The sequence below is a fragment of the Nonlabens ulvanivorans genome (genome assembly GCF_000732625.1).
Lineage (GTDB): Bacteria > Bacteroidota > Bacteroidia > Flavobacteriales > Flavobacteriaceae > Nonlabens > Nonlabens ulvanivorans.
The window spans coordinates 1,558,253-1,571,245 of sequence record NZ_JPJI01000032.1; the positions used below are offsets into that span (position 1 = coordinate 1,558,253).

General features: G+C 33.6%; 15 protein-coding genes. 8 read left to right on the forward strand and 7 right to left on the reverse strand.

All coding sequences use genetic code 11. The features are described from left to right. The first annotated feature begins 37 nt into the window (after window positions 1–37). Window positions 38–427: an START-like domain-containing protein gene (locus IL45_RS13995; RefSeq protein ID WP_036585002.1), complete on the forward strand. Its 390-nt coding sequence runs from the start codon at window positions 38–40 to the stop codon at window positions 425–427. Between the two features lie 51 nt (window positions 428–478). Next, window positions 479–1,315 (forward strand): aminotransferase class IV, encoded by an 837-nt coding sequence (locus tag IL45_RS14000; RefSeq protein ID WP_036585003.1) that lies wholly within the window; start codon window positions 479–481, stop codon window positions 1,313–1,315. Here IL45_RS14000 and IL45_RS14005 read toward each other — a convergent pair. The 5 genes from IL45_RS14005 to IL45_RS14025 form a co-directional block, all read right to left on the reverse strand. Further along, complete coding sequence (locus IL45_RS14005; RefSeq protein ID WP_036585004.1) at window positions 1,312–1,872, reverse strand: YqgE/AlgH family protein; 561 nt, start codon at window positions 1,870–1,872, stop codon at window positions 1,312–1,314. The genes IL45_RS14000 and IL45_RS14005 overlap by 4 nt on opposite strands. A 151-nt stretch (window positions 1,873–2,023) precedes the next feature. Further along, on the reverse strand, window positions 2,024–2,296 hold the full coding sequence (locus IL45_RS14010) for an HU family DNA-binding protein (RefSeq protein WP_036585005.1): 273 nt from the start codon (window positions 2,294–2,296) through the stop codon (window positions 2,024–2,026). 147 nt (window positions 2,297–2,443) lie between these two features. After that, complete coding sequence (gene fmt / locus IL45_RS14015) at window positions 2,444–3,403, reverse strand: methionyl-tRNA formyltransferase (protein ID WP_036585006.1); 960 nt, start codon at window positions 3,401–3,403, stop codon at window positions 2,444–2,446. Beyond that, the gene (locus IL45_RS14020) at window positions 3,396–5,282 is read right to left on the reverse strand and encodes a RecQ family ATP-dependent DNA helicase (protein WP_036585007.1); all 1,887 of its coding nucleotides are present in this window, start codon (window positions 5,280–5,282) and stop codon (window positions 3,396–3,398) included. Before IL45_RS14020 ends, fmt begins: the two co-directional genes overlap by 8 nt. Next, window positions 5,279–5,812 (reverse strand): AAA family ATPase, encoded by a 534-nt coding sequence (locus IL45_RS14025; RefSeq protein ID WP_036585008.1) that lies wholly within the window; start codon window positions 5,810–5,812, stop codon window positions 5,279–5,281. Before IL45_RS14025 ends, IL45_RS14020 begins: the two co-directional genes overlap by 4 nt. Window positions 5,813–5,886: 74 nt before the next feature. Between IL45_RS14025 and IL45_RS14030 the strand changes: the two genes are divergently transcribed. From IL45_RS14030 to IL45_RS14855, 4 genes are all read left to right on the forward strand, one after another. After that, complete coding sequence (locus IL45_RS14030) at window positions 5,887–6,174, forward strand: DUF493 family protein (RefSeq protein WP_036585010.1); 288 nt, start codon at window positions 5,887–5,889, stop codon at window positions 6,172–6,174. Window positions 6,175–6,242: 68 nt separating this feature from the next. Next, a complete protein-coding gene (locus IL45_RS14035; protein ID WP_036585012.1) occupies window positions 6,243–6,908 on the forward strand; it encodes a DUF4290 domain-containing protein in 666 nt (221 codons plus the stop codon). Window positions 6,909–7,051: 143 nt separating this feature from the next. Continuing rightward, window positions 7,052–8,362, forward strand: coding sequence for a UDP-N-acetylglucosamine 1-carboxyvinyltransferase (gene murA, locus IL45_RS14040; protein WP_036585013.1), 1,311 nt, complete (start codon window positions 7,052–7,054; stop codon window positions 8,360–8,362). Window positions 8,363–8,490: 128 nt separating this feature from the next. After that, the gene (locus IL45_RS14855) at window positions 8,491–9,099 is read left to right on the forward strand and encodes a hypothetical protein (RefSeq protein ID WP_051788743.1); all 609 of its coding nucleotides are present in this window, start codon (window positions 8,491–8,493) and stop codon (window positions 9,097–9,099) included. Here the strand turns inward: IL45_RS14855 and IL45_RS14050 are convergent. Further along, window positions 9,079–9,678, reverse strand: a complete 600-nt coding sequence (locus IL45_RS14050; protein ID WP_036585015.1) for a pseudouridine synthase — start codon at window positions 9,676–9,678, stop codon at window positions 9,079–9,081. The genes IL45_RS14855 and IL45_RS14050 overlap by 21 nt on opposite strands. A gap of 82 nt (window positions 9,679–9,760) precedes the next feature. On the opposite strand from IL45_RS14050, the gene IL45_RS14055 reads away from it, so the two are divergent. Both IL45_RS14055 and IL45_RS14060 read left to right on the forward strand, forming a co-directional pair. Beyond that, window positions 9,761–10,975: a peroxiredoxin family protein gene (locus IL45_RS14055; RefSeq protein WP_036585020.1), complete on the forward strand. Its 1,215-nt coding sequence runs from the start codon at window positions 9,761–9,763 to the stop codon at window positions 10,973–10,975. 184 nt (window positions 10,976–11,159) lie between these two features. Continuing rightward, a complete protein-coding gene (locus tag IL45_RS14060; RefSeq protein ID WP_146128682.1) occupies window positions 11,160–12,116 on the forward strand; it encodes a hypothetical protein in 957 nt (318 codons plus the stop codon). Between the two features lie 170 nt (window positions 12,117–12,286). On the opposite strand, the gene IL45_RS14065 is transcribed toward IL45_RS14060, so the two are convergent. Continuing rightward, entirely contained in the window at window positions 12,287–12,916 is a 630-nt protein-coding gene (locus tag IL45_RS14065; RefSeq protein WP_036585454.1) for a carbonic anhydrase, read from the reverse strand. Between the last annotated feature and the right edge of the window lie 77 nt (window positions 12,917–12,993).

The window sequence follows — 12,993 nt, forward strand, 5'->3', positions numbered from 1 at the left end:
GATTTATCTACTATATTGCCATCAAAGTAATTATCTCATGCAAGAACCAATCAAATTTAACCTGGAGTTTCCTATTCACGTCTCACCAGCATTATTGTATCAATACATCGCAACACCATCAGGAATGTCAGAATGGTTTGCAGATAATGTAAATAGTAGAGGTGAGTACTTTAGATTTATCTGGGATGGATCTGAGGAAAAAGCAAAAATTATCAAACGAGTTAGTGAAGAAAGAGCTCGTTTTCAATGGGATTATGATGAGGATACTAAAAAATATTTTGAAATGAGTATTCAAGTTGATGAGATTACAAAGGATGTTTCTTTAATGATTACTGATTTTGGAGATGATGAAGATGAGGTAGATGATCAAAAAATGTTTTGGGAAAATCAAATTGGAGAGTTAAAAAAAGTACTAGGTTCTAGTTAAACCTAATTTCTATACCTAATTTTGAGCCCTGAATTAAACAGGGCTTTTTTTATGGTAAATATTGACGGTGAGTTAAAATCTAGTAATTATGCTACCATTGCATTTAATAATAGAGGAACATTTTATGGAGATGGGATATTTGAAACAATAAGATGTTTCAACGGGAAACCATTACTTTATGAAGCGCATTATTTTAGACTTATGTCTGGTATGCGTATTTTAAGAATGGATATTCCAGCATCCTTTACACCAGAGTTTATTGAAGATTCAATAGTTGATATATTAAATCAAAATAACTTCAATACAGGACATGCTAGAGTGAGATTTACGGTATGGCGTAAGTTTGGTGGTCTTTATACACCTTTAGATAATGGTGTACATTACAGCATTCAATCTACAGAATTAGATGGTATTTATCAAAATAATACAAATCGTATAGCCGAGTTATTTAAAGATCACTACGTTTTATCTGGATTATTAAATACCATTAAATCCACAAATAAGATTGTTAATGTTCTTGCTGGTAGGTATGCATTAGATAATGACTACCAAGAAATGTTTCTGGTAAATGAGAAAAAAATGATTACCGAAGGTATTTCTGGAAATGTCTTTGTTAGAACAGGTAATAAAGTAAAAACTCCACCAGTATTAGACGGTTGTCTTAATGGTTTAATGAGAGAACAAGTCATACAGCAATTGAAGCGCATGCTCGATTATGATATCATAGAAGAAACATTATCACCATTTGAATTACAACGTGCTGATGAAATTTTCACAACTAATGTCATAAAGGGAATTCAAAGTGTAAACAAATACAGAAAAAAAGAATTCAATAAAGAATTAGCAACAGAATTATTAGAAATTTTTAATGATAAATTTTTCGATTAGTTATAAGAAGGGTTTTCTGGTGCATTAGACCATAACTCATAACTACCGCCTAATTCTAACATTTCCTTCTTCCACAAGCCGTGAATTTCATCAGATAAGATAAGTTCTGACGAGGTATTAGGTTTGATAACCCAAGAACGCTCATTAATCTCTTGTAACAGTTGATCTTTATGCCATCCAGAATATCCCAAGAAAAATTTAATCTCATCACCAGTGATCTTATTTTCACTTATAAGATGGTGTACACGTTGAAAATCACCACCCCAATAAATATTATCTGCTATAAGGTGTGAGTTGGGAATCAAGTCTGGGATTGAATGTAAGAAATATAAATTATCCATTTCTACAGGACCACCTTGAAAAACAGGAAGTTCTAAGCCTATTTCTGGAACTAAATCATTAAGTGTGAATTGTAACGGTTTATTAAGAATAAAGCCCACAATTCCATTCTCATCATATTCAGTTAATAGCACTACTGATCTGGAGAAAGATTCATCACCTATAATATTAGGTTCTGAAACAAGTAAGCTTCCTTTATGTAGTTCTGTTGTTTTCATGAATTAATTATTCTTAAACTTAAATAATTATTTTTAAAAACACCCATGCAGTTCACGATAATTTTCTATAATTCTATTTCACTGACATTTTAAGACAAAGAAAAACCCGATTCTTTTCAGAATCGGGTTGATACTTTCAACAAAGTGGTAATTAGTTTACAGCTTTCTGTAAATCGCTACCTGCTTTGAATTTCACTACTTTTTTAGCAGCGATTTTGATAGTTTTTCCAGTTTGTGGGTTTCTACCTTCACGTGCAGCTCTTTTAGAAACTGAGAAAGATCCGAATCCTACTAAAGATACTCTATCACCTTTTTTAAGACACTTTTCTACGTTACCTAAGAAAGATTCTAATGCTTTTTTAGCTGCTGCTTTTGAAATACCAGCATGCTCTGCCATTCCTTCGATTAAATCTGTTTTGTTCATAATTGAAATTAAATTAATGTTGGTTAAACTAAAACGTGGAACAAATTTATACGGATTATGCTACCACACAAGGATTAGAGCGATAAATGATAAAATTTGTTTATAAAACTGGACGATTGTTAATAAGTTAAGACTTTTTAACTGAATTTACAGCAATCCGTTGTGGAATCTAGCGTCAGCGCTAAAGTTATATCCGTTCAATAGACTTTTTACATCCATTCTTTTTTTATTGGGTAATTGCATTTCATCTATGATTAAAAACCCATCGGTACATGCTACTTTAAAAATATCATCTTCAATAACAATACTTCCAGGATTCATTTTATGCTTTTCTAATCTTACTGATGTCTGATAAATTTTAACTGTTTCTATATTTTCTTGTATTAAAACAGCTTTTGCAACAGGAAAAGGATATAATCCTCTCACCATAGCATTTACGGCTTTGGTACTATTGTTCCAGTCTATTGTAGTATTTGCAGCGTTAAGCTTTGGAGCCTCTTTGAGAGTGTCCTTCATAGGCTGTGTTTGCGTCGTAATCTTGCCAGCTGCAATGTTATTTACGGTGTTAAGCGATAAGATACTTCCCATGTCCATAAGCTTCTTATATAAGGTGCCTACCGTTTCGTTTTCATCAATGTCACAACTTTGTTGGTCTATAATAGCTCCAGTATCTATTTTTTCATCAATGAAAAATGTCGTAACACCAGATTGCGATTCTTGATTAATAATAGCCCAGTTAATAGGTGCAGCACCTCTATATTCGGGTAAAAGGCTAGCATGTAGGTTAAAAGTTCCCATGGCAGGCATGTTCCATACCACCTTAGGAAGCATTCTGAAAGCTACAATTACTTGTAAATCTGCATTATAGCTCTTTAATTCTTTTGTAAATTCTGGCGCTTTTAGATTACTAGGTTGTAAAACAGGGATGTTGTTTTGAATAGCAAACTGTTTTACGTGACTTTCATTTAACTTCCTACCACGTCCTGCAGGTTTATCAACAGCAGTAACAACCGCAACGATTTGATGATGAGAATTATGTAAAGTCTCTAATACACCTGTAGCAAATTCAGGTGTGCCAAAAAACACAATTTTTAAGGGTTTATCCATTCCAGTGATATTTATGATTGTCCAGAAGAGAAACTTTTCCTTGCTCTAATAGCAAGCTTATGGTTTCTATTAAATTATTTTTATCTATTTGTGGTAGCAAAGATGCGATATCGCCGCTATTTAAATCCTTATTAATTAGCAGATCTTTAATTTTATCTAGTACCAGAATTTGAGGCACTTTACCGATACAAACAGAGCACTTACCACAAGGTTGGGATTTCTCGCCAAAGTATCTCAGGATAAGAACATTAATACATTTTTGTTTTTGAGTAACTAAGTAGAACATTTGCTCTAGCTTTTGTTTTTTTATTTTATTCTGTTTAGTAAGTTCTTTAGAAAATCTGTTGATAGTGCGATCGTCATCACGTGGTTCTAAGAAGTTAATTTGGGTATCTGCATCAATAATATTAGCCTCTATCAGTTCTAGTTCTTCAAGTTTCTGTAGTGTTTCAATCACTTTTTGCTCGCTCGTGTTACTACGTAACGCGATTATTGAGGTGTTGATTTCTAAGTCTTGATAAGTACTGCTACCGTATGTCCTCAAAATAGCTTGAACAATGGCATTCATATCTTTTTGATTTCCTAGAAAATCAATGATATTTTTCCCGCTTTCGCGAAAGCGTATATTAGACCTTCTATGGTAACTTTGTGATAAACTAATCACACTAAAACGGTCTAACGTCAGAAGTGCATTATAACACATCATTCCATTAATAGAGTAGGTGGTTGCAAAGTCTGAGAAGCTTAATTGATGAGTCGTATTTTCCCCTTCATGCATCGCAATACGCAGGTAATTATTGAGTTTGCGATAAACAAATTTGATATTTTCTACAGTAGGTAGAGATTTGATGAATTGATTTTGAGCGTGATTAATATCATTAATATTATAAAAAAACTGTGCTATACTTTCTTTACCATCGCGTCCTGCACGACCAGTTTCTTGATAATAACTTTCTATACTGTCTGGTAGTTGTAGATGAGTGACTGTACGCACATCTGGTTTATCTATTCCCATCCCAAAAGCGTTAGTCGCAACTATGACTTGGGTTTCATTCTTCATCCATCGTTGGGCGGTATCGACTTTCACCTTATTGGGCAATCCTCCATGAAAAAAACCAGAAGAAATACCATTTGTGGTAAGTAATCTAGAGTAGGTAATGGCATTTTTTCTACTACGTACATAAGTAACCGAACTACCTACATACTTTTTGTAAAAATTGATGTAAGAGTCGTTTTTATCTGTAGTATTTGTTATTTGATAAGATATATTGGGCCTCAAATAACTGTTTTTAAATACTTGAGCACTTTTTAATTCTAGGTTATCGATAATATCGAGTTGCACCGATTCTGTAGCCGTTGCTGTAACTGCTATTATAGGGATTTCTTTATGAATAGTGCGTAATAAGTTAATGTCTCTGTAGGCAGGTCTGAAGTCATGACCCCATTGACTTACACAGTGAGCTTCATCTACTGCGATTAAAGAAACTCGCATTTTAGATATACGTTCTTGCACGAGACTTTGTTGCAATCGTTCTGGACTTAAATATAGAAATTGATATTGTCCATAAATACAATTATCTAGAATATCATCGAGGTCTTTATAACTTATGCCACCAGTGATACCAGTAGCTTTTATTCCTTTTTGTTTAAGGGCATTTACCTGATCTTTAATTAATGCTACTAATGGAGAAATTACAATACAAATTCCTGTGCGTACTAATCCTGAAATTTGATAACATAGAGATTTTCCACCACCAGTAGGTAAGAGAGCCATGACATCATAACCTTCAATAACGGCATTTATAATCTCTTCTTGCTGTGGCCTAAATTGATCAAAACCAAAGGTGTTTTTTAATATGTTCTTTGCTTCTAGATTCAAAAGTTAAGTTGATCTTGTATAAATTGAAAACGTTGTTCTATGGTGCCTTGAGGCACATCGATAGGTTTATAATTAAACTTTTTATAATAATCTACTAAAATATTACTGATTTGTTGTGCTTGCTCAAAGGTCTCATAACGTTCATTATCAGATTCATAAATTTCTTTCCATGGCGGTAAATGAAAAACAACATCATACTGATATTCCTTGCAGGCAGTTATGTAATTATCTGGTATAGGATCGCCAGTAAACACATGATATGCAGGTACATCTGGTATGCCACGGTCATAGTAATTAATTCCTGAAGTTGCATTTTTAAATTGGTTAATTCTGCCAGCCAGTAAACTATTACTAAAAGCTAACGGATCAGTTAAAAACAACTGTTCTATTCCTTTTTCTTGAGCTTCTAGAGTTACCTGTCTAGATATTTCGTGATGTACGATGATACCTTGGGATTCTATATAGTTCACTAGGGTGGTTTTACCAGATCCTGGTCCACCTATTAGCAATATTCGTTTACAATCTGTCATAACAGGTACAAAATAACTAAATTCAATTTTAGTGCAGCATTATATGTTGACTTATATTTGTAGATATTTATATTATGGACAAAAATAATTCTGACTCGTTTTACAAAAACCTTAAAGATCAACTAGCTGAAACTAGTGTCTGGCCTGCAAAATATATGTATAAATTTATAGTACCTTCTTTACCAGAGAAGTTAGATAAAATTTCAAATATATTTGATGGGCTAGGAGCAATTATAGACAATAAGGTTTCAAGTAAAGGAACTTATACCAGTATTTCAATTAAAGTAACCATGAAATCTCCTGACGCTGTAATTGAAAAATATAAAGAAGTAGGAGAAATAGATGGTGTTATTTCTTTATAAATAATATATCATATAATTGCTGTAAATTGTTTATTTTGCAGCTCTTCACAAGTAATTAAAAAATCATTTTGGTACCATCATTAGAATACAATACAGAGCGTAATCACCTCAATATACCTGAATATGGGAGACATATTCAAAAATTAGTTGAGCATTGTAAAGCTTTAGAAACTAAGGAAGAACGCAACCGCATGGCTACAGCAATTGTAGGCGTTATGGGTAACCTTAATCCTCATTTACGTGACGTAGCAGATTTCCAACACAAGCTTTGGGATCAATTATTTGTCATAGCAGATTTTGATTTAGATGCAGATTCTCCATATCCATTACCAGATCCAGAGCAATTAGCAGCTTCACCAGAGCGCATGCCTTATCCTCAAAAACGACCTAAATATCGTTTTTATGGGAATAATATTCAAAACATGATCGATGTAGCGTTGAGCTGGGAAAAAGGTGAAAAGCGTGAAGCACTTACTTTTATTATCGCAAATCACATGAAAAAATCCTTCCTTAACTGGAATAAGGATTCGGTTGATGACAATGTGATTTTTAAGCATCTATTTGAAATGAGTAACGGCCAGATCAATCTAGCTGCAAAAGAAGAAGATCTTCTAGATTCAAAATCCTTAATTCACAAAACAGTAGGTCGTAGAGATCATAGTACCAATCCACCACGACGTAATAATAAACGTAATTATAAATCTAATAATCGTAATCATAAACGATCTAGATAATTATAATGTAATCAAAAAAAAGCAGCCCATGGGCTGCTTTTTTTAGTTAATAGCATTGTTAATTAAATATGAATAGTTATCGCTAGAAAGCTTTTCAAGCCGTCACTATACTCGTATTTTTAAAATATTAATAAGATACAAAAATGGGAACATTCATTATAGAAGGTGGACACCAATTAAAGGGTGATATTCAACCACAAGGAGCAAAAAACGAGGCGTTACAAATATTATGTGCCGTTTTATTAACTGATGAACCAGTACGCATCAATAACGTTCCAGACATTATAGACGTTAATAAATTGATTGCTCTCTTAAATAACTTAGGCGTTAAGGTTACTAAAAATGGGCCTGAATCATATACCTTTCAAGCAGATCAAGTCGATCTAGATTTCCTGCAATCTGAAGAGTATAAAGTGCAAGGTCGTGGATTAAGAGGTTCAATTATGTTAGTAGGACCTTTATTAGCACGTTTTGGTAAAGGTTATATCCCACGTCCAGGTGGTGATAAAATAGGTCGTAGAAGACTAGACACGCACTTTGAAGGATTTATTAAACTAGGAGCAAAATTTAGATATAACAAAGAAGAATATTTCTATGGAGTAGAGGCAGATGAGCTTCATGGAACCTATATGTTGCTGGATGAAGCATCTGTTACCGGAACGGCTAACATCGTTATGGCAGCTGTAATGGCTACTGGTGAAACGACCATTTACAACGCAGCGTGTGAACCATATTTACAGCAGCTTTGTAAAATGTTAGTACGTATGGGTGCTGATATTAAAGGAATTGGTTCTAATATGTTAACTATTAATGGTGTTAAAAAATTAGGTGGTACGACACATACCATACTTCCAGATATGATAGAAATAGGTAGCTGGATAGGACTTGCTGCAATGACTAAAAGTGAAGTCAACATTAAGAACGTTGCTTATGATGAATTAGGTATTATTCCAGATACATTTAGAAAATTAGGAATTACGATAGAACGTAAAGGTGATGATATTTTTATTCCAGCTCATACAGATGGTTATGAAATTCAAAATTATATCGACGGTTCTATTCTTACCATATCTGATGCACCATGGCCTGGATTTACGCCAGATCTATTAAGTATTATTTTAGTTGTGGCAACACAGGCTAGAGGTAGTGTACTGATTCATCAAAAAATGTTTGAAAGTCGCTTATTCTTTGTCGATAAATTGATTGACATGGGCGCAAAAATCATTCTTTGTGATCCACATAGGGCTAGTGTTATAGGACATGATTTTCAGTCTAGTTTAAAAGCGACTACCATGACTTCTCCAGACATACGTGCTGGTATCTCATTACTGATCGCTGCTTTGAGTGCAAAAGGTACTAGCACCATACATAACATTGAACAAATCGATCGCGGATATCAAAATATCGATACCCGATTGAAAAAAATAGGTGCTAAGATTGAACGTCTAGCATAACCTTATTTTCTATATAATGGGTTTAATTACGCTTTCGCGAAAGCGTGATTAAACCTTTTTATATTAATTAAGTCATAATTATGTCTAAAATTCAACGTTTTAGGCAAGACTTTTGCTAGCTTTAAATCATGAACAAGTTTTTTATATTTCTTATCGTACTTACTAGTGCATTTACAACTGCGCAAGAAATCCCTACTACCACACCACGTACCATAGAACCAGTACCTTCTGGAACTAATACTAGTGGTTCTATGTTATTTCCTAATAGTACAGAAGAGAAGAAGTATGTAAGACCTAGTGAAACGCCTACCATAGATCTTACTCAAAAGACAGATCTACTGGATCCAGGTGTACGCTTTCAAGGACAAAAATTTAAAAGCGATGCGCCACCAGTTAATTTTATCAATGATACTTATCTAGGTGAAATCAGAACTGGTAAACAAATCTTAAAGATGACTCTTTGGGATCCTAGGTTAGAAGATGGCGATCGTGTTCGTATATGGCTCAATGATGAAATCCTGATTACAGACATGACGCTCTTAAATGCCGCTCAAGGTTTTCCTATTACCTTAAAAGATGGATTTAATAAAATAGAAATTGAAGCTCTTAATCAAGGTTACTCTGCACCCAACACCTCTGGAATTGTTATTAGAGACGATGAAGGTGAGGTTATGGAACAAAAAATATGTATGATTAATGCAGGAGTAAAATCTCTATTAATAGTCATAAAAGAGTAGCGATCTAATCTCTTGATCAGATATTTCAATAACCTCTTGATTTTTTAATGAATCGATATTATACGGCCCGATTCTTACTCGAGCAAGTCTTAAAGTAGGAAAGCCTACAACGCCTGTCATTTTTCGCACTTGTCTAAATTTGCCTTCACTCAAGGTCACATTTACCCATGATGTTGGGCCATGGCGTTCATCTCTTATTTTTTGCTTCGTCTCAGGTAAATCTGGAGTCTGATGTGGTTTTTGTACCTGACATGGCTTTGTATCATAGGTTGAACCATTGATACTAATGGTAACACCATTTTGCAATTGTGTGATAGCCTTATCAGTTATTAAACCATCTACTAGAGCAGCATATTCTTTATCTACTTTACCAGATTTATTGATATGATGACTTAATTGACCATCTGTTGTAATTAATAATAGACCTTCAGATTGTTCATCTAGTCTTCCTATAGCCATTGCATTTTCGGGAAATTCATAGAGTTCACCTAAAAACCTTTTGTTTTTTTGATGTCTATCATTAGTCATAAATTGACTCAACATGCGATAAGGTTTATAAATCAAAAAATGTCTGTGCATCTTGCAAAAATGCAGAATTATAAAGTAATGTTAGAATTTAAATAGATGAAGTTTCTGTGATAATTAAGAGGTAACATTGCACATGAAAAATTTATATTTATTACTTTTTATTTTAGTAGCTGGTTGTCAGTCTAATGTAACAAAAGAATTAAAATCGGGTTCGTGGCGATTGACACTTGATCTAGGTAATGCAAAAGAACTACCTGTATTAATAGAGGTCACAGAAGAATCACAGATCATTCTTATTAACGATAAAGAACGTATCAAGGTAGAAGACATCTCTATTAAAGGTGATTCTATAACATTTCAACCACCCATTTTTGAGGGAATATTTAAAGGCGTTTTTGTAGATGAAACCACTATTAAAGGAGATTTTATAAAACCTAGTCTAGATAGAGTAGTGCCATTTACTATGCAATATGGTGATCAACATAGATTTCAAGTAGGAACAAAAGAGCCTACTACAAATATTACAGGTAAGTGGGAAACCGTTTTCAGTCCAGATAGTGATGAGGATCGATATATTGCTTTAGGTATTTTCAATCAGTATGGCCAGCATGTGACCGGAACATTTAGAACAACCACAGGTGATTATCGTTACCTAGATGGCGCGATAGAAGGTGATCAATTAAAGATCTCGACTTTTGATGGTGCACATGCTTTCTTATTTGAAGCAACGGTAACAGACTCAACTTTGAATGGTGTTTTTTACAGTGGCAATCACTGGCAAGAGCCTTTTACAGCACAACTTAATAATACTTATGAATTACCAGACGCTAAGGAATTGACATTTCTTAAAGAAGGTTATGAACAATTAGACTTCAGTTTTAAAGATTCAGAAGGTACAAGTATTTCTTTAAGTGACTCTCAATATGATAATAAGGTAGTACTTGTACAATTATTAGGTTCCTGGTGTCCTAATTGTATGGAAGAAACTCAATTTTATGTTGATTATTTAAAGGCAAATCCAGATACCGATGTACAAATCATAGGTCTCGCTTTTGAATATGCTCGTACGGAAGAAAAAGCATTTCAATCTATAGAGCGCATGAAAAAGCAATTAGAAATTCCTTATCCTGTATTGCTAGCACAATATGGTAATGTAGATAAGAAAGTAGCACAAGAGAAATTACCAATGCTTAATCATATACTATCATATCCTACTACAATTTATATCGATAAAAATGGAAAGGTGAGACGTATCCATACAGGATTTAATGGTAAGGCAACAGGTAATTCTTACTTAAAATTTAAAGATGATTTTTACCTTTACATAGATTCTTTGTCTGCTGAGTAAAACACCATCTTGACCTTAAGTATTTGAGTTGTCTTAAGGTATCTTTTATATAAGATTCTACCTCGGGATTATTAAATCGTTTCGTTTTCATCTTGGTTTCTTTTACTCAAATTTATATTCATTTTCACCATTCTAATCGTGAATAGCGAGATTGTGTTATCTTTAATTTGTGAAAATCGCAAATATGATGCTAGTTCAAGAGATGATTATAGAACGCTTTCGCGGAAGCGTACCCAAGACCAAATCTGTTATTCAACATCTAGCAGATGTGTTAGAAATAAGCTATGATGCTGCTTATCGCCGTATACAAGGTAAAGCTAAGTTGGATATAGAAGAATCTATGAAACTGGCAAAAGTTGGTCAATTTTCGCTAGATCAGATCATGACCGCTCAACAAGATTTGACAGCTTTAGGAAGTGCTACTGATACTATTAATTCTATAGAAAGCCTTGAAAAGTATTTTAAGGATATGGAAACTAATTTAAAAGCAGCTGGTAAAGATGATGTCGAGTGGATTTATAGTGCCAAGGATATACCTGTTTTTCATCACTTTAATGATTCTTTGTTAGGTCGATTTAAAATATATGTCTGGTTGCACTTGCTAGATGACACCATGGAAGGCAAGCGTTTTGCAGATTTTCACTTACCGCTATCTATTAAAGAACAAATAAAAATAAATAAATCGTTATTTGAGCAATTCAAAAGAGTTGAAATATGGAATGACACCACGATATCGAGTAGTTTGCAGCAAATACACTTTTATCACGAGGCTGGTTATATTGATCACGATACGGCTAAGGTGTTATGCAATGATTTAAGAGAATTACTAAAAAATGCGTCAGCAGACTTATTACAAGAATCTTACAGTATCTATTATCATGAACTTTTGTTAATGAGTAATAATGCGGTAGTACGTAAAAAAGGCATTCCTGTTGCAGGCTTTGTTACGATGACTATGTTGGGTTACATCAGATTTAGTGGTAGTAATATACTTAATAGAATGAATGAATTCTTTAAACATCAGATACGACAATCTACCTCGATAAAAGACAGCTCTTTAAAAGAGCGTTCCATTTTCTTTAATAAAATGGAGCAAAAAATAAACGCTCTAGAAAAATCTCTAGAGCGCTTTAATTTATAAGGAATTCTTAATTTATTGTTTTTCCAAAAGGACTTTTGCTTGATTAAAAGCAAATGCGGCATTTAGGTTTTAGTTCATTACTTAAAGGGTTTTTATGACCCTAACTTTAAACATGTTCCTAATCTAATGGTTACAACTGTATCTATAAAACTATCTGTTGCATTGTCAATCTAATCTAAATGATAGATTTCCATAATGTCTTCTAGAATCTTAGCAAAATCAATTTTGAGATCAATAAGTTCACCGGTGGCAAGGTCAAAAACCCAACCATGTACAGTGATACCACGACGTTTAAATGCGATTTGAACATCACTAGTTTTAAGGACGTTGATGCATTGTTCTTGTACATTTAATTCTACAAGACGTCTATAACGTAAATCCTCATCGTTAATAGCATTTAATTCATCTTTATGCATTCTATATACGTCACGTATGTTTCTCAAATATGGATTTAAGATTCCCAAATCTTGAGATTGCATAGCAGCTTTTACACCACCACAACCGTAGTGACCACATACAACTACATGATCAACTTTAAGATGCTCAACGGCATAGTTAATAACGCCCATCGCTGTAAGATCTAGATTAGAAGCCATGTTTGCGATGTTTCTGTGTACAAACACATCTCCAGGACCTAGTCCCATTATTTCTTCTGCAGTAGCACGACTGTCAGAACAACCTATATATAATATTTCAGGATCTTGACCAGATGCTAACTTATCAAAGTAAGTGCTATCTGTTGCAAGTTTAGACTTGATCCATTCTTTATTGTTGTCAAAAATTTGATTTATATTTTTCATACCTGTTTTTTCTAGCATGAAAAATAAAGAAATAGTATGACATTTCTACTATTAAAACTCGTGGTCCTAATGATTAA

Bases quoted from the DNA above. Each gene is read 5' to 3' on its own strand.
- IL45_RS14025 (WP_036585008.1), bottom strand. From the start codon at position 5,812: ATGACAGATTGTAAACGAATATTGCTAATAGGTGGACCAGGATCTGGT.
- IL45_RS13995 (WP_036585002.1), top strand. From the start codon at position 38: ATGCAAGAACCAATCAAATTTAACCTGGAGTTTCCTATTCACGTCTCA.
- fmt (WP_036585006.1), bottom strand. From the start codon at position 3,403: ATGGATAAACCCTTAAAAATTGTGTTTTTTGGCACACCTGAATTTGCT.
- IL45_RS14065 (WP_036585454.1), bottom strand. From the start codon at position 12,916: ATGAAAAATATAAATCAAATTTTTGACAACAATAAAGAATGGATCAAG.
- IL45_RS14005 (WP_036585004.1), bottom strand. From the start codon at position 1,872: ATGAAAACAACAGAACTACATAAAGGAAGCTTACTTGTTTCAGAACCT.
- IL45_RS14030 (WP_036585010.1), top strand. From the start codon at position 5,887: ATGGACAAAAATAATTCTGACTCGTTTTACAAAAACCTTAAAGATCAA.
- IL45_RS14060 (WP_146128682.1), top strand. From the start codon at position 11,160: ATGATGCTAGTTCAAGAGATGATTATAGAACGCTTTCGCGGAAGCGTA.
- IL45_RS14855 (WP_051788743.1), top strand. From the start codon at position 8,491: ATGAACAAGTTTTTTATATTTCTTATCGTACTTACTAGTGCATTTACA.
- IL45_RS14050 (WP_036585015.1), bottom strand. From the start codon at position 9,678: ATGCACAGACATTTTTTGATTTATAAACCTTATCGCATGTTGAGTCAA.
- IL45_RS14010 (WP_036585005.1), bottom strand. From the start codon at position 2,296: ATGAACAAAACAGATTTAATCGAAGGAATGGCAGAGCATGCTGGTATT.
- IL45_RS14000 (WP_036585003.1), top strand. From the start codon at position 479: ATGGTAAATATTGACGGTGAGTTAAAATCTAGTAATTATGCTACCATT.
- murA (WP_036585013.1), top strand. From the start codon at position 7,052: ATGGGAACATTCATTATAGAAGGTGGACACCAATTAAAGGGTGATATT.
- IL45_RS14055 (WP_036585020.1), top strand. From the start codon at position 9,761: ATGAAAAATTTATATTTATTACTTTTTATTTTAGTAGCTGGTTGTCAG.